At 72.5% G+C, this 23,029-nt stretch carries 17 protein-coding genes and 1 pseudogene; 7 read left to right on the top strand and 11 right to left on the bottom strand.

The window, feature by feature from the left end:
- Positions 1-150: 150 nt before the first annotated feature.
- Positions 151-1,497: a DUF1996 domain-containing protein gene (locus ABT369_RS35120; RefSeq protein WP_350618817.1), complete on the top strand. Its 1,347-nt coding sequence runs from the start codon at positions 151-153 to the stop codon at positions 1,495-1,497.
- 49 nt (positions 1,498-1,546) lie between these two features.
- On the opposite strand, the gene ABT369_RS35115 is transcribed toward ABT369_RS35120, so the two are convergent.
- The 3 genes from ABT369_RS35115 to ABT369_RS35105 form a co-directional block, all read right to left on the bottom strand.
- Positions 1,547-3,517 (bottom strand): DUF4142 domain-containing protein, encoded by a 1,971-nt coding sequence (locus ABT369_RS35115; protein WP_350618599.1) that lies wholly within the window; start codon positions 3,515-3,517, stop codon positions 1,547-1,549.
- A gap of 291 nt (positions 3,518-3,808) precedes the next feature.
- On the bottom strand, positions 3,809-6,220 hold the full coding sequence (locus ABT369_RS35110) for an Hsp70 family protein (RefSeq protein ID WP_350618597.1): 2,412 nt from the start codon (positions 6,218-6,220) through the stop codon (positions 3,809-3,811).
- A gap of 108 nt (positions 6,221-6,328) precedes the next feature.
- Complete coding sequence (locus ABT369_RS35105; RefSeq protein ID WP_350618594.1) at positions 6,329-7,045, bottom strand: sensor histidine kinase; 717 nt, start codon at positions 7,043-7,045, stop codon at positions 6,329-6,331.
- Between the two features lie 244 nt (positions 7,046-7,289).
- Between ABT369_RS35105 and ABT369_RS35100 the strand changes: the two genes are divergently transcribed.
- Complete coding sequence (locus ABT369_RS35100) at positions 7,290-8,876, top strand: cellulose binding domain-containing protein (protein ID WP_350618592.1); 1,587 nt, start codon at positions 7,290-7,292, stop codon at positions 8,874-8,876.
- A gap of 156 nt (positions 8,877-9,032) precedes the next feature.
- Here the strand turns inward: ABT369_RS35100 and ABT369_RS58040 are convergent.
- A pseudogene (locus tag ABT369_RS58040) lies at positions 9,033-9,188 on the bottom strand (DUF899 family protein); the annotation flags it as partial.
- A 51-nt stretch (positions 9,189-9,239) separates the two neighbouring features.
- Between ABT369_RS58040 and ABT369_RS35090 the strand changes: the two are divergent.
- Complete coding sequence (locus ABT369_RS35090) at positions 9,240-9,668, top strand: VOC family protein (protein ID WP_350618590.1); 429 nt, start codon at positions 9,240-9,242, stop codon at positions 9,666-9,668.
- 9 nt (positions 9,669-9,677) lie between these two features.
- Here the strand turns inward: ABT369_RS35090 and ABT369_RS35085 are convergent, their stop codons facing one another.
- On the bottom strand, positions 9,678-11,492 hold the full coding sequence (locus tag ABT369_RS35085) for a PH domain-containing protein (RefSeq protein ID WP_350618588.1): 1,815 nt from the start codon (positions 11,490-11,492) through the stop codon (positions 9,678-9,680).
- A 267-nt stretch (positions 11,493-11,759) separates the two neighbouring features.
- Here ABT369_RS35085 and ABT369_RS35080 point away from each other — a divergent pair, with 267 nt between their 5' ends.
- Entirely contained in the window at positions 11,760-13,646 is a 1,887-nt protein-coding gene (locus ABT369_RS35080; protein ID WP_350618586.1) for a pectate lyase-like domain-containing protein, read from the top strand.
- Positions 13,647-13,724: 78 nt separating this feature from the next.
- Here the strand turns inward: ABT369_RS35080 and ABT369_RS35075 are convergent, their stop codons facing one another.
- The 5 genes from ABT369_RS35075 to ABT369_RS35055 form a co-directional block, all read right to left on the bottom strand.
- A complete protein-coding gene (locus ABT369_RS35075; protein WP_350618584.1) occupies positions 13,725-13,871 on the bottom strand; it encodes a hypothetical protein in 147 nt (48 codons plus the stop codon).
- Between the two features lie 113 nt (positions 13,872-13,984).
- Positions 13,985-14,491, bottom strand: a complete 507-nt coding sequence (locus ABT369_RS35070) for a GNAT family N-acetyltransferase (RefSeq protein ID WP_350618582.1) — start codon at positions 14,489-14,491, stop codon at positions 13,985-13,987.
- Positions 14,488-15,351, bottom strand: coding sequence for a DUF350 domain-containing protein (locus tag ABT369_RS35065; protein ID WP_350618580.1), 864 nt, complete (start codon positions 15,349-15,351; stop codon positions 14,488-14,490). The genes ABT369_RS35070 and ABT369_RS35065 overlap by 4 nt, the downstream gene beginning before the upstream one ends.
- 12 nt (positions 15,352-15,363) lie before the next feature.
- Complete coding sequence (locus tag ABT369_RS35060) at positions 15,364-16,671, bottom strand: glutathionylspermidine synthase family protein (RefSeq protein ID WP_350618578.1); 1,308 nt, start codon at positions 16,669-16,671, stop codon at positions 15,364-15,366.
- 1 nt (position 16,672) lies between these two features.
- Complete coding sequence (locus ABT369_RS35055; RefSeq protein WP_350618576.1) at positions 16,673-17,029, bottom strand: hypothetical protein; 357 nt, start codon at positions 17,027-17,029, stop codon at positions 16,673-16,675.
- A 175-nt stretch (positions 17,030-17,204) separates the two neighbouring features.
- On the opposite strand from ABT369_RS35055, the gene ABT369_RS58035 reads away from it, so the two are divergent.
- Entirely contained in the window at positions 17,205-19,628 is a 2,424-nt protein-coding gene (locus tag ABT369_RS58035; RefSeq protein WP_502891856.1) for an arabinofuranosidase catalytic domain-containing protein, read from the top strand.
- A gap of 346 nt (positions 19,629-19,974) precedes the next feature.
- Entirely contained in the window at positions 19,975-20,811 is an 837-nt protein-coding gene (locus ABT369_RS35035; RefSeq protein WP_350618574.1) for an SDR family NAD(P)-dependent oxidoreductase, read from the top strand.
- A 204-nt stretch (positions 20,812-21,015) separates the two neighbouring features.
- Here the strand turns inward: ABT369_RS35035 and ABT369_RS35030 are convergent, their stop codons facing one another.
- Positions 21,016-21,597, bottom strand: a complete 582-nt coding sequence (locus tag ABT369_RS35030) for a TetR/AcrR family transcriptional regulator C-terminal domain-containing protein (RefSeq protein WP_350618572.1) — start codon at positions 21,595-21,597, stop codon at positions 21,016-21,018.
- Positions 21,598-21,651: 54 nt separating this feature from the next.
- On the opposite strand from ABT369_RS35030, the gene ABT369_RS35025 reads away from it, so the two are divergent.
- Positions 21,652-22,878, top strand: coding sequence for a beta-ketoacyl-[acyl-carrier-protein] synthase family protein (locus ABT369_RS35025; protein ID WP_350618570.1), 1,227 nt, complete (start codon positions 21,652-21,654; stop codon positions 22,876-22,878).
- Positions 22,879-23,029: the final 151 nt, after the last annotated feature.

Here is a 23,029-nt window from a genome sequence, read left to right as displayed (position 1 = left end):
AACATGGGAGAGCGCTCTCCGAGAGCGCGCACCCAGCCGGACCGCCACCGGCGAACGGCACACCCCACACCCCTGGGAGCTGCATTGCGTACCAGACGCCTCAGAAGAATCGGAATCCCCATCGGAGTCACCACGGCCGTCGTGGCGTCGATGGTCGTCGGCGCGTTCCAGCTGACGTCCGCCAACGCGGCCACCGCCACCCTGCTGTCGCAGAACAAGCCCGCGCTCGCCTCCTCCACGGAGCTCGGCGAGTCCCCGGCCGCCGCCGCCTTCGACGGCAACAACGCCACCCGCTGGAGCAGCCAGTGGAGCGACCCGCAGTGGCTGCGGGTCGACCTGGGCTCGACCAGCACCATCTCCCAGGTCGTGCTGCAGTGGGAGGCCGCCTACGCCAAGGCCTTCCAGATCCAGACCTCGCCCGACGGCAACGCCTGGACCAGCATCTACAGCACCACCACGAGCACCGGCGGCACCCAGACCCTGAACGTCACCGGCTCCGGCCGCTACGTGCGCATGTACGGCACCCAGCGCGGCACCGGCTACGGCTACTCGCTGTACGAGTTCAAGGTCTACGGCACCTCCGGCACCACCCCGCCGGCCTCGGACGGCCCCGGGTACGTCATGGCCAACCCGCCGGTCACCGGCGTGGTCCCGTCGACGGCCACCCCGCCGGCCACCAACCCGCCGACGACCCACCACGAGTTCCAGGCCAACTGCTCGGTGAGCCGCAGCAACCTGCCGGACGACCCGATCGTGTTCTTCGGCCTGCCGGGCGCGTCGCACTCGCACACGTTCATGGGCAACACCACCACCAACGCGAACACGACGCTCGCCTCGCTGCAGGCCGGCGGCACCGCCTGCATCACGCCGGGCGACAAGACGGCCTACTGGATGCCCACCCTGCTCAACGGCGACACCGCCGTGCAGCCGGTCGGCCGCCAGGTCATCTACTACAAGAGCGGCGTGCTCGACTACCGCAGCGTCCGCCCGTTCCCGGCCGGCCTGCGCTACGTCGTCGGCAGCCCGTCCTCCACGCTGGACGAGTTCAAGAACCACCCGGGCCACGTCGAGGGCTTCGAGTGCGGCGACCTCACCAACCAGTGGGACATCCCCGCCAACTGCGTGGCCGGCAGCCAGCTCAACGTCCGGCTCCAGGCCCCCAGCTGCTGGGACGGCCTGCACCTCGACACCCCGGACCACAAGTCGCACATGGCGTACCCGGTCGTGGGCGTCTGCCCGCAGGACCACCCGGTCGCCGTGCCGATGATCGAGTTCAAGATGGCCTGGCCGGTCAGCGGCAACATGGCCAACGTGCACTTCTCCAGCGGCCGCGGCTACTCGTTCCACTACGACGTCTACAACGCGTGGGACGCCCCGACCCTGAAGGCCCTCTCGGACCACTGCATCAACGGTGGCCTGCAGTGCGACCCGCGCGGCTTCGACCAGTACAAGCCGGACCGCGGCGCCGCCCTGAACGAGAACTACGTTCTGCCCTAGGTGTTCGCCGCGAGGGCCCGCCCGGTTGCGACCGGGCGGGCCCTTCGCCTTATCCGTTGCAGTCCAGCGCGCTGAGCGCCGTCGTGATCATCCGCTTGTGCTCCAGCAGCGTCGGCAGCGTCTCCCGGGCGAAGGCGACCAGGTCGGCGTTGTCGCCGTGGGCCGCCTCGTTCTCGAAGAGCCCGATGGCGCCGACGTGGTCGAGGTACTCGGCCGGCACGTACGCGCAGTCGAACAGCAGCCCGTCCAGCCGCGACCACGCGGTGAGGATGTTCTGCTGCGCCGAGTCGGGCAGGTCCGGCGTCGACATCCCGTTCGCCTGGGCCAGCATCGCCAGCTCGGTGCCGGCCCGGTTGTGGTCGCTGATCATCCGCGTCCCGAAGTCCTTGACGGCCTGTGTGGAGCCGCGCGCCCGCGCGAGCGAGCCACCGGCGACCTCGAAGTTCCCGGCGTACCCGGCCGCCGTCACGAACGCGGAGTCCTGGGCCGACAGTGCCCCAGGCTCGTCCCCGGGCGCGGCCTGGGCCGGCGAGCCCCCGAGCAGCGCGGCGCCGAGCACCGCGGCCGCAAGCATCGGCAATCGCATGACAACCTCCCGTGAAGCGATCTTGGTTGTCCTGATTGCCGGGCCCACGGCCGCGAAACGGCCTACTCGGTTGCAATGCGCCGCTGCTGCAGCGCCCCGACGACGGCCGTGAGCTCGGCGATGAGGCCCGCGACCGAGGTGGCGTCGTTGCCGCCGATGGTCACCGAGCGCAGCTCCGCGGGCTTCGGCAGCCGCGCGACGATCTCCGGCAGCCGCTCGATGAGCTGGGCCTGCAGGTTCTCCGGCGACTGCGCGTTGGCGATCTCGGCCCGCAGCCGCTCCCGCTCGACGTCCAGCAGCGCCTCCTCGTGCGCGTTGACCGCCCGGGTCGCGGCCAGCGCCAGCTCGGCCTCGGCGGCCAGCCGGGTCAGCTCCGCCTCGCGCGATGCGCAGCCGCCCGATCTCGGCCTCCTCGGCCGCGAGCTCCCGCTCGAGCGCGAGCGCGTGCCGGTTGGTCGCGTCGCGCAGCTCGGCGAGCGCCCGGGCGTCCTGCTGCTCGCGCTGGGAACGGCGCAGCAACTCGCTCGCCTCCCGGTCGAACTCGTGCGACGCGCTCTGCGCGCGCAGGTCGGCCAGCTCCCGGTCGCTGGCGATCCGGGCGGCCTCCCGCTGCCGCTGCGCCGCGAGCTCGCGCTCGGCCACGGCCTCCTCGGCCGCCAGCTCGGCGAGGCGGGCGATGCGGCCCTGCTCGGTGCGGTACGGCTGCTGCAGGTTCTCCCACAGCCGCGACGAGCTGACCACCGCCTCCTTGATCTGCACGGTGACGATCCGCAGCCCGAGCCCCTCGTCGGCGCTGCCCGAACCCTCGGCGACCGCCCGCAGCCGCGCCGTGAGCTCCTCGATGATCGGCTGCTTGTCGCTGAGCACCTCGGCGACGCCCAGCGTGGACACCTTGTCCTTGATCGCCGCCTCGGCCTGCTCCTTGAGCTGCAGGTTGACCAGCCGCATCGGGTCCTCGGGGTCGCCGAAGTCGAGCCGGCGGTAGGCGGTCGAGAAGTCCTGGATGATCCACTGCACGTAGGCCTGGACGAGCACGCCCTGCAACTCGCGGCAGATGCAGTACGCGTTGATGAGGATCGTCTGCATCGCGCCGGGCACGACGAGGTACGAATCGGTCGCCGGGTTGTACCGGAACGACACCCCGAGCCCGACGTGCAGCGGCTCCGGCCGCCCGCGCCGCGTGTGCACGACGAACGCGTTGGGCGGCACGAGCACCGTCTTCCAGCGCCCGAACCCGGTGACGCGCACTTCGACGGCGTTCGGCGTGGGCCTCCGGCCGCCGTCACCGCCCCGCCCGCGCTCCTGCTCCGGCTGCGGCCCGCCGGCCGGCGCCGGGGCGGAGGGGGCCACCTTGGCGCGCTTGGAACGCAGGTCGGACTCGAGCCGCTCCTGCTGCCTGACGACCTGGTCGAGATAGGTGTTGGTGTTCGACATCCGCCGCTCCTCGTCGGGGGTCCGGTGCGGCCCCAGTCTGCCAAGCGGGGCAAAATCCATGGCTCGGGCCCGCGTCACCGGCGGACCGTTGCTCGGCGAGCGCGGCTCAGGTCGCGGTGGGGCCGCGGGGTCTTCGTCGGCGGGTTGAGCGCTGACGCTCCGCCCGGCAAGCGGGTGGGGCGGGCGCGGACGCTTTGCCCGCTTGCCGGCGTGACGGGGCGGGGCGGGCGCTGCGTTCGGCGGGCGCTCCGCCGCGCGGGCGGGGCGGGCGCTGCGTTCGGCGGGCGTGGCTCAGGTCGAGGTCGGGCGCGGGGTGTTCGTCGGCGGGTGGCTCGACGGCGGGGCCGGCTGCGAGCCGATCGTCAGCGTCACGGTGCCGTTCTTGGCCACCTTGTTGTTCGCCTTCGGGTCCTGCGACAGCACGTGGTCGATCTGGTCCGGGTCGTCGGTCGGCTTCTTGACGACCTTGAAGCTGCCCGTGAAACCCTTGTCGCGGAACTGCTGCTTGGCATAGTCGATGTAGTCGCCGGAGACGTCGGGAGCCGTGATCGTCTCGGTCTTCGTGGCCGTGGTCGCCGGGGCGTGCGACTCGTTCGTCTCGGTGTCGGCCCCCGTGCCGGCCCCGATCCCGGTCCCGTCCGAGGCACCCGCGCCGGCGGCGCCGTTGTCGCCCGGGTTCGTGGACGTCTGCGGGGCCGGAGACTGTCCGTTGGCGGCGGGCTTGTCCTTGTTGCCGAGGCCGACCAGGTAGACCGTGGTGCCCGCGCCCGCGAGGGCGATCAGCGCGACGACGACGAGCAGGGCGTTGAGCCAGTTGCGGCCGCCCTTGCGGGGCGCCGGGGTGCGGTCGTCGTACACGGGCACGACTCGGCTCGACGGCCCCGGCGACACCGGAGCGCCGGCCGGAACGGGCGGCGGCGGCGGAAGGTACCGCGGCACCGACGGCCGCCCTTGCGACGGCTGCGCCTGGGGTGGCTGTCCCTGCGGCGCCTGCCCTTGCGGCCACTGCGCCTGGAACGGCTGCCCCTGCGGCGGCTGCACGGTCGGGTATGAGCCGGTGTGGTAGACCCTTCCGGCCGGGGCGCCGGACACGGGCGGGGCTGAAACCGGCGCGCCGTAGCCGGCGGGCGGCGCGGACGTCGGCGTATACCCCGCGGGCGGCGCGGACGTCGGGACGTGCCCGGCGGGCGGCGCGGACGTCGGGACGTGCCCGGCGGGCGGCGCGGACGTCGGGGCGTAGCCGGCGGGCGGCGCGGACGTCGATGCCGCCGCGGGCATGCTGAAGCCCGCGGCCGCGGCGGCGTTTTGGTCCGGCCACATGACGCCCGGATCGGTGCCCGTCTGGTCCGCGGCCGGTTGCGCGGCCGTCGGTGCCGGCGTCGACTGAGCGGCCACGGGCTGCGGCATGGTCGAGGCGGCCGGTGCGATCGAGGCGGCCGGGGTGGTCGAGGCGGCCGGGGTGGTCGAGGGGGCCGGGGCGATCGGCGAGGACAAGGACGGCGCCGGTGAGGACGGGCCCGCGGCCATCGAGGCGTACGGGGCGGCGGCCGCGGCTGCGGCGGGCCAGAGCGGGGAGCCCTCGCCGGTGCCGTCCGCGGGCAGAGCCGACAGCGAGAGCAGGCAGCCCTCGGCCACCACGATCTCGGGCTGCTCGGTGATCGTCGGGGCCACGTTCAGCGCGCGGTGCAGCATGGTCGCCACGAGCGGGATGCGGCTGCCGCCGCCGACCAGCAGCACGCCGGCCACGTCTCCGGGGGCGATGCCGGCCTGGCGGATGAGCGCGGCGGTGGTGAACACGGTGCGCTCGAGCAGGGGCTTCGCGGCCGCCTCGAACTCGTCGCGGGTCAGCTGCGCGTCGACGTCGAGCGGGGCCGGCATCTGCAGCACGACCGCGGGCGCGCGCGAGAGCATCTCCTTGGCGACGCGGGCGTCGTGCCAGAGCATCCGGCGGTGCCGCAGCGACTCCGGGTCCTGGGCGTCGGCGAGGCGGGTCCAGAGCTCGGGGTCGTTCGCCGAGTATCGCTCGCCGAGCCACCGCACGATGGTCGCGTCGATGTCGAGCCCGCCGACGTCGGTGAGCCCGTCGACCGCGACCGCCTCGAAACCGGCGGGCCGGCGCACGACCACGCTGGCGTCGAACGTGCCGGCGCCGAGGTCGTAGACGACGAGCGCCTTGCCGGTCGGCACCTGCTGCCCGAGCACCGCCGTGAACGCGTGCGCGGCCGCGACCGGCTCGGGCACGAGCAGCGCGGTCCCGAGCCCGGCCCGCTTGGCGGCCTCGGCGAGCACGGCCCGGCGGCGGGTGCCCCAGCCGGCCGGGTGCGCGATCGCCACGGCGAAGTCCTCCGAGCCCGCGACGCGCTTGGCCTCGGCGAAGACGAACCGCAGGACGGCCGCGACGAGATCGACGACGGCGACCTCCCGCTCGCCGAGGAGGATGGCCTGCTCGTCGATGTGCTGCTTCGGGTTGGGCTCCAGCCCCGCGGGGTCGAACCGCGCGTGGTGCAGCGCGTCGCCACCCACGACGAGGTCGGACCCGGGCTCGGCGGAGGCCGGGCCCGGCTTGGTCGGGGCGAAGACGGCGGACGGGAGCAACGGGTTGGCGTCGAACAGCAGCGGCCTGACCCGGCCGTCCGGCCAGCGCATCAGAGCAACCGTGTTCGACGTGCCGAAGTCGATCCCGAGCCCGAAGGCCGGTGACATGGCCTCATCGTAGTTCGCCGGGACCGCCCCCTACGATCACGTTTCGGACCGTGGCGGTCGCAGTTCGGACAGCTCCGCGCCCGTCGATCAGGTCCGCCGTCCCCCCGATCAGGCCCCGGACGGCGACGGTCGCAGCTCGGACAGCTCCCGGTACGCCGCGAGCGTGGCCGCCGTCCGCTCCCCCACCTCCGCGAGCGGGTCGGCCAGGAGGATCGAACCGGGCATCTCACCCGTTTCGGCCAGCAGCACCCGGGCCCGGGCCGTGGCGACCTCGCGCCGCTCGTGCGCGTCCAGCGACGCGGCGAGCCGCCCGAGCGCCGCCGTCCGCGCCGCGAGCTGCGCGTCGAGGTCCCGCAGCCGATCTTCGGCCGCCTCGATCCGCTCGTCCAGCTCGTCGCGCAGGTCCCCGCGCCCGAGATCCTTGCGCGTGGCGCGCAGCTCGCCGAGGTTCCCGCGCAGGCTGACCCGGGCGGCGATGAGGCGCGCGAGGTTGTACCGCGTGATGTCCAGCGTCGGCCGGATGTCCGCGGGCTCGGCCATCGCCCCGAGGGTGGGCCAGCGCAGCCGCACCTCACGCAGCGCCGCCTCGGCCGCCTGCCACTCGGGGACCGCGGAGCCTTCGATGCGGACGCCGCCGAATCCGTACCGCATGAACACCCCGACCGCCACCAGCAGCATCCCGGTCGCGACCAGCCCCGCGGCCACCCCGGCCGCGAGCAGCACGAGACCCAGGGGCGGCAGCAGCCAGGGCCACCAGGGCACGGCGCGGCGCGGGTCGCGGACGATGCAGACCGCCGTCCGCTGCCGCTGCTCGTGCCGTCCCATCGGCACATCATGCCGCACGCGGGCGGCTCGCACATCGAAGCCTCACACTGTGCGACTCTCCACATCACCCTCGCGGCGAGCCGCCCACCCCGCGCATCACCCCAGCGACGGGCGAGCGAGCTGACACGCGCCACCCCGCGGGCCGCCGGGCGTTCGCCGGGAGCCCGCCGGTGGGGCATTGACTTTTAGTTAACTTTATTTATCGTTGTGCCTCAATAGACACCTGTCTTGTCTGGAGGCAGTGATGACATCCCGACTCCGGATCGCCCTCGCGGCCGCGGCGGTCCTCGTGACCGCGGGCGGCATCGCGGCGATCACGACGCCGGCGCAGGCCGCCGGTTCCCTGACCGCGACACTGAGCTACGACTCCGACTGGGGCAGCGGCTACCAGGCGAAGTACACGATCACCAACGGGACGGCCGCCACCGTCTCGACGTGGAAGGTCGAGTTCGACCTGGCGTCCGGCTCGGCGCTGGGCAGCTACTGGGACGCGCTCATGAGCCAGAGCGGCACCCACGTGATCGCGAACAACAGGACGTACAACGCCCCGCTCGCCCCCGGCGCCACGGCCACCTTCGGGTTCCTGGTGTCCGGCTCGGGCAAGCCCGCGAACTGCAAGCTCAACGGCGCCTCGTGCGCGGGCGTGGCCGACACCCAGGCGCCGAGCGCGCCCGCGAGCCTGCGGGTCACCGCCACGACGTCGTCGAGCGTCGACCTGGCCTGGAACGCGTCGACCGACAACGTCGGGGTCACCGGCTACGACATCTACCGTGGCGGGACGCTCGCGGCGTCGGTCACGGGCACGAGCGGTACCGTATCCGGCCTCTCCGCCTCGACCGCATACACCTTCACGGTGAAGGCGCGCGACGCGGCGGGCAATGCCTCGGCGGCGTCCAACTCGGTCAGCGCCACGACCCAGGCCGGCGGCGGAGGAGGCGGGGGCGGCACCGGGACCACGCTCGCCGTCGCGCCCTACGTCGACATGGGCGCCTGGCCGACCCCGACGCTCACCGACATGGCGACCGCGGGCAACCTCAAGAACTTCACGCTCGCGTTCGTCAACAGCGCCGGGTGCAAGGCGTCGTGGTTCAACGCGTACGACCCGCGCGCCGCGTGGGCCAAGGACCAGATCGACGCCATCCGCGCCCGCGGCGGCGACGTGAAGATCTCGTTCGGCGGGGCCAGCGGCATCGAGCTCGCCCAGGCCTGCTCGACGCCCGCCCAGGTCGCCGCCGAGTACCAGGCGGTCGTGGACGCGTACGGCCTGAAGTACATCGACCTCGACATCGAGGGCGCCGCCGTCGCCGACCCGACCACGATCGCCCGCCGCTCGCAGGCCCTCGCGCTGCTGCAGGCCGCCCGCCCGAACGTGAAGATCTCGCTCACCCTGCCGGTGCTGCCCGAGGGCCTCACCACCGACGGCGTGAACGTGGTCCGCTCCGCCCGCGACGCCGGCGTCAACCTCGACCTGGTCAACGTGATGGCGATGGACTACCAGCGCAGCAGCGGCGACTACGGCAACTTCGCGGTCCAGGCCGCGCAGTCGACGTTCACGCAGTTGAAGGGGTTGTACCCGAGCAAGACCGACGCGCAGGTGTGGCGCATGCTCGGCGTCACCCCGATGCTGGGCAAGAACGACGACGGCGGGACCTACGACCAGAACGACGCCCGCCAGCTCGTCGCGTTCGCCCAGACCAACCACCTCGGCATGCTGTCGTTCTGGGAGGCGACCCGCGACCGCAACGCCTGCACCGGGGCGCTCTACATGTGCACGAACATCGCGCAGTCGCCCTACGAGTTCTCCAAGATCTTCGCCGCCTACACGGGCTGAGATCGCCCGCGCCCCGCGGAGACCGCTCGCCGGCCTCCGCGGGGCGCAGTTTTGCGAACGATCAACCGCCCGGCGCCGCCTCAGCCGTAGGTCGGGCGCTGCGGCCAGCCCGCCGGCGAGTCCTCCCAGTCCTCCTGCCGCCCGTACGACGCCGCGCTGGGTGCTGTTGTACGTGCGGTAGACCTCGTCCCCGTCACGCAGGAACACGCTCAGCATGAAGCCCCCGCCCGCGTCGCAGTCCTCGGCGAACGTGGTGCCGTGCGAGGACACGAACGGCACCGTCCATCCGCGCTCGGCCTTGTACGACTCGATCTGCGATTCTGCCCGCCCGCAGGTCAGCCCGCGCGGTTTACGATCGCGAGTGTGAGGGCCAACCGTTCGATCCCGGCCGCCGCGGTCGTGCCGATCCTGACCTACCCGGACGTCCGCCGCGCCGTCGCGTGGCTCGAGGCCGCGTTCGGCTTCGCGGAGCGGGTGCGCATCGGCGAGGACCATCGCGCCCAGCTGCGCGCCGGCGACGGCGCGATCATCGTCGCCGACAACGGCGGCGAGCGGCGCGCACCCGAGCCCGGCGCGGGCGTGACGCACGCGGTCATGGTGCGCGTGGACGACGCCGACGCCCACTGCGCGCGAGCGCGCGCCGCCGGTGCGCGAATCGTCATGGAGCCGGCCGACTTTCCGTACGGCGAGCGCCAGTACCAGGCCGAGGACCTCGCCGGCCACCGCTGGACGTTCTCGCAGACCCTGGCCGACGTCGAGCCCGAGACCTGGGGCGGCACCACCGTCAGCTGAACAGGCCGGTCAGCTGAACAGGCCGGCCAGGACGAAGGCGTAGAGCAGGGTCTCCCCCGCCCACGCCGCGTACAGCAGCGCGGGCGCCGGAGGCGTTACCGGGGCCGGCGGCAGCGACACCACGTCCCGCACCCGCTCGCGCGCCCGGGCCGCGGCCCGCTCCGCCGCCAGGCGCAGGGCGCCCGACAGCTGCAGGCCGGTGCGCTCGTCGCCCGAGAGGAAGCGCGGCAGCAGCGCGTGCTCGCCGCGCGCGGTGACGACCAGGCCCGCGCCGTGGTGGTCGGTCTCGATGGTCACCGCGCCGTGGCGGTCGGCGCGGATCGCGTGCACGTCGGACCACACGAGCAGGCGGGCGCCGATGGAGCCGACGACGCTCAGGCCGGCGCCGTTCCAGCTCACCCGCGGGCGCAGGAAGAGCCGCCAGCCCGAGAGGCAGGCGATCGCGGTCACGGGAGCGGTCACCGCGACGGCGCCCCAGTACGGCAGCGTGGGCAGGAGCCGGGACAGGATGACGAGGAACGGCCACGAGGAGGCGACCACGACGGTGTACCCCGAGAAGCGGTTGTGCCGGTGCGTGTGCACGGTCTCCGGGTCGGCCGCGACGTCCTCGGGGCGCAGGGCCAGGATCTCCTCGGGCCGCAGCGGCAGCCGGGCCGCGTCGGGCACGGCCACGGGCTCGTCGAGGTCCGGGGCGGGGGCGGGGCCGCCGTACGCGGGGGCGAAACGGCCGCTGCGGGCCGGGCCGCGCGGGACGAGCAGCTCGCCGTCGACGGCGACCGCGCACCAGTGGCGCTGGGCGGGCACGCCGAAGAGGACGCCGGGGCGGATGTCGTCGGAGCCGTGCCGGGCCAGCGCGAAGAACTCCACGAGCGCCGGCTCCCCCGGCCGGGCGTCGGTGGCGTAGACCGCGACGCGGCCGCCGAGCGCCCAGACGTACACCTCCGTCGCCGGCTGCTCGCCCGAGAACAGCGCCCGGGCCGCCGCGCCGCGCTCCCGGGCCCGGGCCAGGCACCCCGCGGCCAGCCCGGCCAGCAGGACGGCCAGGGAGAGCCAGTTGCTGGTGTTGTACGGCTCGCTGACCAGCTGGTAGAGCCCGTCCCGGGCGACGAGGACGGCGACGTGCGAGCCGACCGGGTGCTCGTCGGAGTCGGTCACGGTGACGCGCACGGTCGCCGGGCCGGCGCCGGCGCCCGGGAGCCGGACCTCCAGCGAGTATTCGTCCGGGTGCGCGACGACCTCCGCCGTGACGCGCTCGGCCGTGGCCAGGCGGTCGTCGGCGCCCGACTGGTCCGCGACGGCGACGCCGGCGATCGCCAGAGCCACAAGCGTCAGTGGTACCGCCAGCAGCCGCCAGCCCAGACCGTACCGTGGCAGCGTCGAAGGCGTCGGGGTCTTTCGATGCGACGTGGTCGCCGCCCACATCTGCGCGCCGCCGCCGGGCCCGGGCGGGGCGAGCCGGGCGGCCACGAAGACCAGCACCGCGAGCGCCGCGTCCGCCCCGGTGAGCCAGGCCGGCGAGGCGAGATCGGGGTGCGCGACCTGCCAGATGGCGTCGGTGGTGAAGAAGAGGGCCGCGAGCCAGGCGGTGACCGGCAGCGACACGAACGCGACCACGGGCAGCGCGGTGACGAGCCCGAAGAGCAGGGCGTTGAGCCAGTCGGGGCCGCACGGCACGGCGTCGGAGCACTCGATGGGCGGGTCGAACGCGACGTGCAGCGCGAGGACCCCGAGGGCCACGACCACGACGAGCAGCGCACGGGCGCGACGCCAGCGCACGGGGCGCGCGGTCCAGCCGAAGACGTCGGCGGTCAGCAGCGGGGTCATTAGCCCGCCATTCTCCTCCAGCGGCGCCAGGCTCCGCCTGCGCGGGGTGGCTCTCAACCGGCCCGGAACCGGGCCGAGAGAGCGAGTTCCGTGGGGATCACGGCCGATTTGTACCCGTGGACCAGTTGCGATGTTCCCTGTAACGTCCTGCCGTGAAAGCGCTCTCTCGCATTTGTGGCGCATCACCCCCGCCCAGCGATGCCACGCCCCATCGTCGTCTGGGGCCGTGGGTGAGCCCGCCACCCGGAGGAAAGTAGGTCGCGTTTCATGCCATTGGTCCACTCCGGCCAGGCGTCCGCCAGGTCTGCCGGGTCAGCCCCTCGCGGCCGCCGTGGCCGGTGGTTCGCCCTCGGGGCCGCCGTACTGCTGACCGCCGTCGCCGCCGTCAGCACCCCCGGCGCCGCCGCGGCCGCACCCGCCAACCGCCCGCCGGCCGGGCAGCCCGACTTCGGCCCGAACGTCAAGATCTTCGACCCGTCCATGCCGGTCGCGCAGATCCAGGCGACCGTCGACGCCATCCACGCGGAGCAGGTCGACAACGAGATGGGCACGCAGCGCTACACGCTGCTGTTCAAGCCGGGCACGTACGGCACGGCCGAGCACCCGCTGATCTTCCAGGTCGGGTACTACACCGAGGTCGCCGGCCTCGGGCTCAACCCCACCGACACGGTCATCAACGGCCACGTCGACGTCTACAACCGCTGCCTCACGGCCGACAACTGCCTCGCGCTGGTCAACTTCTGGCGCTCGCTGTCCAACCTCACCATCAACGTGGCCGGCGAGAAGGACTGCCGCTCCTCGGGTGAGTTCTGGGCCGTGTCGCAGGCCGCGCCGATGCGGCGGGTGAAGGTCAACGGCAACATGACCTTCATGGACTACTGCACCGGCGGGCCGCAGTACGCCTCGGGCGGCTTCATCGCCGACTCGGTGTTCTCCACGGCCACGAACGGCTCGCAGCAGCAGTTCCTGGTGCGGGACAGCAACATGACCAACTGGTCGAACGCCGTGTGGAACCAGGTGTTCTCCGGGGCCGTGGGCGCGCCCGCGCAGCAGTTCCCGAACCCGCCGTACACCACCCTCGACACGACGCCGGTGAGCAAGGAACGGCCGTTCCTCTACATCGACGCCAAGGGCAAGTGGAACGTCTTCGAGCCCGCGCTGCGCCGCAACTCCTCGGGCGCGAGCTGGGCCAACGGTCCCACCGCGGGCCGCTCGGTCCCGCTGTCGGACTTCTACCTGGCCAAGCCGACGGACTCGGTGCTGGCGATCAACATCCAGCTCGCCCTGGGCAAGAACCTGATCTTCACGCCCGGGGTGTACAACATCAACAGCTCGATCCTCGTCTGGCGGCCCGACACCATCGTGCTGGGCATGGGCATCGCGACGCTGACCGCCGTCGGCGGCTCGGTGCCGCTGTGGATCGCCGACAGCAAGGGCATCTCGGTCTCCGGCATCATGATCGACGCCGGTACCGTGAACTCGCCCGCGCTCATGCAGGTCGGCACCAAGCTCGGCGGCGCGCTCAACCTGGGCGACGCCAACGACCCGACGGTGCTGCACGACGTGTTCTTCCGCGTCGGCGGCCCGCACGTCGGCAAGGCGGACGTGAGCCTGGAGGTCAACTCCGACCACGTCATCCTCGACGACATCTGGGCGTGGCGCGCCGACCACGGCGTGCCGGGCTCGGTGGGCTGGAACGTGAACACCGGCCGCAACGGCGTCATCGTCAACGGCGACGACGTCCTCGCGACGGGCCTGTTCGTCGAGCACTACCAGCAGTACAACGTCATCTGGAACGGCGAGCGCGGCAAGACGATCTTCTTCCAGAACGAGCTGCCGTACGACCCGCCGAACCAGGCGGCGTGGCAGCACGACGGCGTGCTCGGCTGGGCCGCGTACAAGGTCAGCGACAAGGTGAAGACCCACGAGCTGTGGGGTGGCGGCGCCTACATCTTCACGAACGTCGACCCGACCATCCACGCGGCGCGCGGCTTCGAGGTGCCGAACCGCCCGGGCGTCAAGCTGCACGACGTCCTGACGGTGAACCTCTCGGCCGGCACCATCGACCACGTGGTCAACGACACCGGCGCCCCGGTCGCGACCGAGACCGGCGTCGGCGTGCCCAGCTACGTCACGAGCTACCCGGCGAGCTGATCCCGCACGTCCCGCACGACACAACGGCGCCCGGCCATTGCGGCCGGGCGCCGTTGCTCGTCCGAGAGGGACGATCTCCTACAGAATGAACCGCCTGTCGGCGTGCGGGCCGGCGATCGCGGCGCCGGGCTCGGCCGGCAGCCAGAAGAGATCGTCCGACGCGTCCTCTGGCTCGACGTTGATCTGGTTGTCCCGAACGTCACTGCTGAGCACCGCGCTATCCATGTCGATATCGCTACCCGCGAAGCGTGACGGCAAACGCCACAACGTGTGAGGTAAACCTCAATATTCGTAACGTGCGAAAAGGCGTTCCGCTCCTTGCCATCCGGCAATTCGCCTCATAAGGCCGCCGCGAAGATGAGGACCTCGGCGCCGGCACCGTAGCCCGTCGTGCGCTTCTCCAGGGTCAGGCCGGTGTTGCGCGCCACCCGCTGCGACGCCACGTTGTCCGGGTGGATGATCGCGATCACCCGGCGCGCGCCCAGCACGGTGCGGGCCCAGTCGCGGCAGGCGCGGGCGGCCTCCGTGGCCAGGCCGGTGCGCTGCAGGGACGGCACCACGTGGTAGCCGAGCTCGAGCTCGTCCACCCCGTCGACGCGCTGGACGGTGAGCCCGCAGTCGCCGGCGAACACGTCACCGTCGCGCAGGCGCATGGTCCACAGGCCGTGGCCGTCTTCCCGGTACCGCGTGCGGTTGCGCGCGATCCACTCGAGCGTCTCCGCGCGGGTCTTCGGCCTCGGGTAGTACCGCATGACCTCCGGATCGCCGAGCAGCGCCGCGAGCTCGTCCAGGTCGTCCTCGACCATCTCGCGCAGGACGAGCCGCGGCGTGGTCAGGACACTCACTCGACGTACAGGTTGATGCACGCGCTGATCGGCAGGGCCACCATCACGAGCAGGAACGCCAGGAGCGCGGCCGCACCCTTCTGCTGCTGGGCGTGGATGGTCTTGAGCGTGCACTCGCCGGTGAGGACGAACCAGTCGATGAGGTACCGCGCGACGTACAGCCCCACGTAGGCGATCCCGAGCGCGGCGCCGAAGCCGGCCAGGCTCTCGGGCCACGTGGTGAAGTCGCCGGCGATCGCGCCGTACAGGATGAGCCCGACGGCGGTGAGCACGGCCGCGGACTCGAGGCCCTGGGTCACGCCGTCGCCGGTGACCATCGCGGCGCGCGGGTTGCCGTGCGCGACGAGGCCGTGCAGGTGGAACGCGATCACGAGGCCGGCGATCCCGGCGAGGGTGAACACGGCCGTCGACAGCAGCGAGGTGCGCAGGTCGGGCGCGTGGCCGATGAAGGTGGCCCGCACGACCAGGGCCAGGCCGAGGTAGAAGCCGAGCCGGACCAGCCCGACGGACAGCGGCACGGTGTTGAGCTCGCCGATGCGCGTCGCGCGGGAGCGCAGGATCATCCAGTCGGTGATCCAGAAGCCGAGGACGGCGAGCACGGTGGCCCACACGATCCCGCCGCCGACCCAGGCCAGCGAGTTCCAGTTGGTCAGGTCCTGGCCGATCAGGCTCGACACGCCGATGACCTGCACGGCGACGAAGCCGACCCGCTGGACGAGGTAGCCCCAGTTCGACCGCTGCCAGAGCTCGTCGTGGTCGTCGAACGCGGTGACGGCGTTGAGCAGCCACCACCCGCCGCCCACGCCGAGGATCACGATGAGCACCTGGAGCACCGCGATCGTGGCGGCGGTACCGTTCATGGCGGTCTCCTACTAGAAGCCGGTGTGGTCGATGGTGTGGGGCACGAAGTGGCTCAGGTTGTCGGTGATGAGCCCGGCGCTCTCGCGGATGCCGAGCCCGGCCGGCTCACCGTCGATCATCCAGACCCCGAGCACGGGGTGCCAATCGCCACCCCGGGGGTCGGTGTACGCCGGCAGCGGCGCGAACGACTGGCACACGAACGGGCCGCCGTAGTCACCGGGCGTGCTGATCTTGGTGACGCCGTCCACGATGACCGAGACGTTGGCGCCCTCGCGGCCGAGCAGGGGCTTGCGCACGTAGGAGGTCATCCAGTCCGGTTTCTCGGACTCGAAGTACGCGGGCAGGAGCAGGTCCTTCTTCTCCGGGTCGTCGCCGAAGAGGTGCCACAGCACCGGCAGCAGGCCCTTGTTGCTCCAGAGCATCTTGTAGGGCGGCTCGATCCACACGGTGCTGTCGCGGCGCGGGTCGCTCATGTCGCGGAAGCACTGCTTGGCGAACTGCTCCGCGGTCATCCACTCCCACGGGTACAGCTTGAAGATCACATCGATGTGCTGACCCTCGGGGTCGTAGAACCGGTCCCCGGCCTCGACGTCGCCGGCGCCGATCTGGTCCATCCAGATGAACTTGGTGCGGTACCCGAGCGGGGCGAGCGCCTGGCGGGCCGTCTCCATCAGGTACTCGGTGTTGAAGAGGTCCTCGCCGCTGTCCTCCTCGCGGTCGCACGCGAAGTGGATGGTGACCGGGTCGAGCAGGTGGGTGCGGGCCTGGCGCAGCCGCGCCAGGTTGCGCTGCCAGCCGGCGACCAGCATCTCGTGGATCGCGTTCCACTGGTCCTTGCCCTGGCCGGTCTGCTGCATCCAGTACCACTGCGCGACCGCCGCCTCGGGCAGCGCGGTCGGGGTGTCGGCGTTGAACTCGAGCAGCTGCGGCTTGCCCGCGAACTCGCCCGCGTAGCGCACGTCGAAGCGGCCGTAGACGCTCGGCGAGAAGTCGCCCTTGCTGCGCCCGCCGGGCTCGGTCTCGTCGTCCCACCAGGTGCGCTTGATCTGGTCCCAGGCGAACTCGGGGATGCCCAGCAGCTGGAACATGTTGTGGTCGATGACGAAGTCGCCGGCCGCGACGCACATCTCGAACAGCGTCGCGGCGCTCGCCGAGAGCGTGTCGATCTCGGCCGAGGTGAAGTCGTAGAAGGGGCCTTCCTTCCAGTACGACAGGGTGCCGCCGCCCGGCGCCGGGATCTCGTTGTTGTAGACGATCCCCTGCGAGGCCAGCTGCTCACGCCAGTCCGGACGGACGGCTCCGTCGGCGATGCGTCGCACGTCAGCTGCCCGAGCTACCGTGGCTGCTGCTGCCGAAGCCGCCGGAGCTCACCTTGCCGTTGCTCACGTGGCCGGTCGCGGGCAGCCCGGCGTTGGAACGCCCGACCGAGTTGGTGGACGAGACGCGGCTGCCGCCGCTGAGCCGGTAGCCCGGCGAGCGGCCGCGGCCGTAGCTGCCGGTGTAGTAGTAGTGGCCCGGCGAGCCGTCGTCGCATCGGGCGTCCGGCACCACCACGCCGTTCTGGTCGGCGCAGTAGGTCTGCTGCTCGCGGCCGCACGCCGCCAGACCGCCCGTCGTGGCCAGCGCCGCCAGCGCGAGGTAGCTTCGGCCCAGCGGTACCGACTTGGAACGCCTCATCGTCTGCTCCCTCAGGTGTGCCTTAGCACGGTAAATGACCTTCGCAAGGAGCGCGAGCGGACGGACCGTTCTGTGACAGTGTCGGTTTCCATTCCGCCGGGATCTGGTTGGAAGAATTGACCGTCGCGATACTCCCTGCATCGACCCGCCACGATGTAGTCATCGAGGAGTTCTGATGCGATCACGGCTCCGCGCCGTGTGGGTCCTGGTGCTCGCGCTCGGGTGTCTCGCCGCCCTCCCGCCCGCCGCCCAGGCCCACACCATCCAGGCCCACACCATCCAGGCCGGCACGGCTCAGCCCTGCGACATCTACGGCGCCGCCGGCACGCCGTGCGTCGGCGCCCACAGCACGACCCGGGCGCTGTACCAGGCGTACAACGGCCGGCTCTACCAGGTGCGGCGCGCCTCCGACGGCGCGCTCTCCGACATCGGGCTGCTGGCCGCAGGCGGATACGCCGACGCGGACGCGCAGGACGCGTTCTGCACCGGCACCGCGTGCGTCATCACCGTCATCTACGACCAGTCGCCGCACCACAACGACCTCACGATCGAGGGGCCGGGCACCGCGGGCGGCCAGGACGTCGGCGCCAACGCGGCCGCGCTGCCCGTCACCGCCGGCGGGCATCACGTGTACGGCGTGTACTTCAACGGCCACACGGGCTACCGGCACCGCGTCGGCGACGGGGTGGCCACCGGCGGGCAGCCCGAGGGCATGTACATGGTCGCGAGCGGTGTCCATGCGAACAACCTGTGCTGCTTCGACTACGGCAACGCCGAGGCCGAGATCGCCGACACCGGCAACGGGCACATGGACGCGGTGTCGCTGACCACCCGCTGCGTGAAGACCCCGCCGTGCACCGGCTCGGGCCCGTGGGTGGAGGCCGACCTCGAGAACGGGCTGTTCCTGGGCAGCGGCCCGAACCCGGCGAACCTGGGCAATGCGACGCCGTTCGTCACCGCGCTGCTCAAGAACGACGGGCAGCACACCTTCGCACTCAAGGGCGGCGACTCGCGCACCGGCGCGCTGAGCACGTGGTGGAACGGCGCACTGCCCGCGGGCGGGTACCAGCCGATGCACCTCGAGGGCTCGATCGTGCTCGGCACCGGCGGCGACAACTCCAACCAGGCGATCGGCTCGTTCTTCGAGGGCGTGATGACGGCCGGGTACCCGACCGACGCCGCCGACGACGCGGTGCAGGCCAGCATCGTCGCGGCCGGCTACGGCGGGGGCGCGACCAGCCCCGCGCCCGCGGCCCCGGTCACCGGCCCCGGCGGCAAGTGCGTCGACGGCGCCGACGCGAACGCGACCGGCGTGGCCGTACAGCTGTGGGACTGCCAGGGGACGGCGGACCAGCGCTGGATTCACGGGTCCGACCAGTCCGTGTCGGCGCTCGGGCGCTGCCTGCACCTCGTGGGCAACGCGACCGGCAACGGCACCCGGGTCGAGCTGGCCGACTGCGCGGGCGGGGCGTACCAGAAGTGGGTGCAGCAGACCGACGGATCCCTGCGCAACCCGGTGTCCAGACGGTGCCTCGACGCGCCGAGCGGGGCCACGGCCAACGGCACAAAGCTGCAGATCTGGGACTGCAACGGCCTCGGGCCGCAGAAGTTCGCCGTGAGCGGCGGCGGCACCATCGGCGGCCCCGGCGCCAAGTGCGTGGACGTGGCCGGGGACGACAGCGGCGCCAACAACGCGGCCGTGCAGCTGTGGGACTGCCAGCCCGGCTCGTTCGACCAGCACTGGGTGCGCGGTTTCCGGCGGTTCGCTGCGCACGCTCGGGCGCTGCCTCGACGTGGTGGCCGGCTCGACCGCGAACGGCGCGAAGCTGCAGCTCTACGACTGCAACGGCGGCGGCGCGCAGAACTGGGTGCAGCAGTCCGACGGCTCGCTGCGCAACCCGGCGTCGGGCCGCTGCGTGGACTCGCCGAACGGCGCGACCGCGAACGGCACCCGGCTGCAGCTCTACGACTGCAACGCCTCGGCCGCCCAGAAGTTCCTTGTAGGTTAATCCCTAAACCCATTAGGCTGTACCGCATGGTACGGGCCGGTCTGTCGCGCGCACAGGTGTGCACCGCCGCGCTGGAGCTGGCCGACGAGGTGGGCATCGACCACGTGACGATGACCGCCCTCGCGCGGCGGCTCGGCGTGGCGGTGCCCAGCCTTTACGAGCACGTTCGCGGGGTGCCGGACCTGCTGGACGCGGTCGCCGGGCAGGCGACGAACGAGCTGGCGGACCGGCTGGGCGAGGCGCTGCAGGGGCGTTCGGGGCGGGCGGCGCTGATCGCCTACGGCACCGCGTACCGCGCGTGGGTGCTGGCGCATCCCGGGCGGTACGCGGCGACGGTGCGGCCACTGACCGACCCCTTGGGCGCGGCCGCCCAGGCGCGGATCGTCGCCGGGTGCGCGACGCTGCTGCGCGGGTATGAACTCTCTGAGACGCGCGCGGTGGACGCGGTGCGGTTCGTGTACAGCACGATGCACGGGTTCGTCCACCTGGAGACGGACGGCGGGTTTCATCACGCGCGCGAGCTGGATGCGAGCTGGTCGCTGGTGCTCGACGCGATCGATCGCGCTCTGTCCGGGTGGCCGTCGTCGTGAGGGTCCGGGTCGTCGCTCGGCTTTTGCGGACTCGGGCTCGGGTCTCGCACGTCCCGCTCTCGCACGCTCAGCATCTGCGTGCCCGGCTCTCGCGCGCCCTGTTCTCGCACGCCCCGCTTCTGTGGGCTCGGGTCTCGCACGTCCGGTTCTCGCACGCCCCCTTCCCGCACAGCCGGCTCTCGCACGCCCCGCTCTCGCACGCCCCCTTCTCGCACGTCCGGTTCCCGCACGCCCCCTTCCCGCACGCCCCCTTCCCGCACGCCCCCTTCCCGCACGTCCGGTTCTCGCACATCCGGTTCTCGCGCGCTCGGCTCGCCGACCGCGTGGTCTTCGCCGGAGTGTCCGCGTGAAGGCCTGGCTCGTCACTGGCTGTTCGAGCGGTCTCGGCCGCGCGCTCGCGTCCGCCGCGATCGCCCGCGGCGACGCCGTCCTGGCCACCGCGCGCGACGTCGGCTCGCTGGAAACGCTCATCGCGCGCGCACCCGAGCGCGCGTTCGCGCACTGCCTGGACGTCACGTCGCCCGGGGCCGCCCGCCTGGCGGTGGAAGAGGCACTGGCCCGCTTCGGCCGCATCGACGTGCTGGCCAACTACGCCGGCTACGGGCTGCTGGGCGCGCTCGAGGACCTCGACGAGCACGAACTGCGCGAGCAGTTCGAGACGAACCTGTTCGGCGCCCTGGCGCTCACTCGCGCAGTGCTGCCGTCCATGCGCGCGGCCGGCACCGGGTGCATCGTGCAGATGTCGTCACTCGTCGGTGTCGTTCCCGGTCCGGGCGGCTCGGCGTACGTGGGCAGCAAGGCCGCGCTGGACGCGATGTCCGAGTCGCTCGCCGGCGAGGTCGCGCCGTTCGGCATCCGCGTGCTGATCGTCGAGCCGGGCGGCTTCCGCACGGACGCAAGCGGACGCTCGATGCGGTGGGCGGCGACGAGCCCGGCCTACCGCGCGTTCATCGAGCCGGCCCGGGCCGCGTTCGCCGCGCGCCACGGGCACCAGGAGGGCGACCCGGCCCGGGCGGCCGCGGCGGTGCTGGCCGCCGTCGACGATCCCGGGGCGCCGCTGCGGCTGCCGCTCGGCGCGGACGCGTACGCGCACATCGACGCCTACCTGCGCTGCCGCCTCCGGGACCACGTCGAGCCGCCGGACACCGCGTTCACGGACCTACCGCGCCAGGACGGTCAGTAGGCCGACATCGAGCCGCCGCACACCGCGTTCGCTCACCCGCCGCGCTCGAACCGCCAGCCGGACACCGCGTTCACGCGCCCACCGTGCTCGAACGGTCAGCCGGACACCGCATCCACGCGCCCACCGTGCTCGAACGGTCAGCCGGACACCGCATCCACGCGCCCACCGTGCTCGAACCGTCAGCCGGACACCACGTTCATGCGCCTACCGCGCTCGAACAGTCAGTAGGCCGGCCAGGTCCACGTCGGCCGGGCGGCCGCCGTGGCCGGAGTCGGCGATCAGGCGGGCGCCCAGCACCGCGCTCCAGAAGGTACGCACCTCCACCGCGGGCGGGCGGTCCACGGTCCAGGCGCGCCGGTCCAGGAGGGTCACCAGGTAGTGCTCGGCCTGGCGGAACAGGATCGTGAGGTACAGCTGCGCCGTGCTCTGCAACTCCGGGCGCTCCCGCGCGATCGACATCGCCTGCACCGCGGCCGGGATCGTGGGCAGGGCGAGCGCGGTGCGGGCGAGGGCGGAGCGGAACGTCTCGGGCGTGCGGCGGCGGTAGCCGACCGACTCCAGCCGCGCGGCGTCGCGCAGCAGTGTGGACAGGGCCGCGTGCACGAACAGGCCGTCCTTGGAGCCGAAGTAGTACGTGATCTGGTGCGGGTACGCCTCCGCGGCCCGCGCGATCGCGGCCACGCTCACGCCCGCCAGTCCGCGCTCGGCGAAGAGGGCCGCCGCGCACCGCAGGATCCGCGCGCGGGTGCGGCGGCCGCGGGCCCGGGCCGGTTCGCTGATGGACATGTCATATTTGTATGCGATACAAGTATCGGAGGCAATCGAACCGGGGAGGGTGCCATGAACGCGGACGTGGTCGTCACGGGAATGGGGGCGTTGTCGCCGCTCGGCGAGGACGTCGAGGCGCTCTGGCAGGGGCTGCTCGCGGGCCGGTCGGGCGTGCGGCGTATCGACGACCTGCTGCCGCCCGGAGTGCTGGACGAGCTGCCGGTGCGGATCGGGGCCACGATGGCGGTGTCGCCGGACACGCTGCTGACCCGCGTCCAGGCGCGGCGGATGGACCGGTGCGAGCAGGCGGCCCTGGTCGCGGCCCGCCAGGCGTGGCAGGACGCGGGCGCGCCGGAGGTCGACACCGAGCGGCTGGCGGTGGTGATCGGCACCGGGATCGGCGGGGTGAGCACGCTGCTGGGCCAGGACGACGTCCTTGAGGAGAAGGGCCCGGGCAAGGTGTCGCCGCTGACCGTGCCGATGCTCATGCCCAACGGGCCCGCGGCCTGGGTGAGCATCGAGTTCGGCGCGCACGCCGGGGTCTACACGCCGGTGTCGGCCTGCGCGTCGGGCGCCGAGGCGATCGCGCTCGGGGTGCGGCTCATCCGCTCCGGCGAGGCCGACATCGTGATCGCGGGCGGCTCGGAGGCGGCCATCACGCCGCTCACGCTCGCCGGGTTCGCGCAGGCCCGGACCCTGTCGAAGCGCAACGACGAGCCGCAGCGCGCGTCGCGGCCGTTCGACGCGGACCGGGACGGCTTCGTGATGGGCGAGGGCGCGGGGATCGTGGTCCTGGAGCGCGCGTCGCATGCGGCCGCCCGCGGGGCGCGCGTGCACGGGCGGGTCGCGGGGGTCGGGGTCACCTCGGACGCGTACCACATCACGGGCCCGGACCCGAGCGGCGCCGGCCAGGTGCGCGCGATCCGGCGGGCCGTGGCCGACGCCGGGCTGCAGCCGTCCGACATCGCGCATGTGAACTGCCACGCCACGTCGACCGTGGTCGGCGACGTCGGCGAGGCGGCGGCGATCCAGGCCGCACTCGGCGACGACGTGGTGCTGACCGCGCCGAAGTCCGCGCTCGGCCACCTGGTCGGAGCCGCGGGGGCGGTGGAAAGCATTGTGACCCTGCTGTCGGTGGTTCATGGTGTCGTACCGCCCACCCTCAACCTCGACCACAAGTCCCCCGACGTCACGCTGGACGTCGTGGCGGGCGAGCCGCGAACGCTCCCGATGACGGCGGCGGTGTGCAATTCCTTCGGCTTCGGCGGCCTGAACGTCTCACTCGTCTTCACCGCGTGAGCGAACACGCCGCACTCGCACACCGAACATGACCGAACGCGCACGACTCGTGTTCACCGCTCGACCGAGCACGCACCACTCGCGTCCACAGCACGTGTTCACCGCTCGACCGAGCGCGCACCACTCGTCTTCACCGCTCGACCGAGCTACG

Origin of the sequence: Dactylosporangium sp. NPDC000244, assembly GCF_040300725.1 — a bacterium.
Taxonomy (GTDB): Bacteria; Actinomycetota; Actinomycetes; order Mycobacteriales; family Micromonosporaceae; genus Dactylosporangium.
Note: the sequence above shows the minus strand (reverse complement) of the source record. Positions and strands in the feature narration are given on the sequence as shown.

Coding starts and splice junctions, on each gene's coding strand:
- ABT369_RS35105 (WP_350618594.1), bottom strand. CDS start 7,045: ATGGGACGGCACGAGCAGCGGCAGCGGACGGCGGTCTGCATCGTCCGC.
- ABT369_RS35120 (WP_350618817.1), top strand. CDS start 151: ATGGTCGTCGGCGCGTTCCAGCTGACGTCCGCCAACGCGGCCACCGCC.
- ABT369_RS35115 (WP_350618599.1), bottom strand. CDS start 3,517: ATGTCGAACACCAACACCTATCTCGACCAGGTCGTCAGGCAGCAGGAG.
- ABT369_RS35025 (WP_350618570.1), top strand. CDS start 21,652: ATGAACGCGGACGTGGTCGTCACGGGAATGGGGGCGTTGTCGCCGCTC.
- ABT369_RS35085 (WP_350618588.1), bottom strand. CDS start 11,492: ATGACCCCGCTGCTGACCGCCGACGTCTTCGGCTGGACCGCGCGCCCC.
- ABT369_RS35075 (WP_350618584.1), bottom strand. CDS start 13,871: ATGGATAGCGCGGTGCTCAGCAGTGACGTTCGGGACAACCAGATCAAC.
- ABT369_RS35100 (WP_350618592.1), top strand. CDS start 7,290: ATGACATCCCGACTCCGGATCGCCCTCGCGGCCGCGGCGGTCCTCGTG.
- ABT369_RS35080 (WP_350618586.1), top strand. CDS start 11,760: ATGCCATTGGTCCACTCCGGCCAGGCGTCCGCCAGGTCTGCCGGGTCA.
- ABT369_RS35065 (WP_350618580.1), bottom strand. CDS start 15,351: ATGAACGGTACCGCCGCCACGATCGCGGTGCTCCAGGTGCTCATCGTG.
- ABT369_RS58035 (WP_502891856.1), top strand. CDS start 17,205: ATGCGATCACGGCTCCGCGCCGTGTGGGTCCTGGTGCTCGCGCTCGGG.
- ABT369_RS35110 (WP_350618597.1), bottom strand. CDS start 6,220: ATGTCACCGGCCTTCGGGCTCGGGATCGACTTCGGCACGTCGAACACG.
- ABT369_RS35055 (WP_350618576.1), bottom strand. CDS start 17,029: ATGAGGCGTTCCAAGTCGGTACCGCTGGGCCGAAGCTACCTCGCGCTG.
- ABT369_RS35030 (WP_350618572.1), bottom strand. CDS start 21,597: ATGTCCATCAGCGAACCGGCCCGGGCCCGCGGCCGCCGCACCCGCGCG.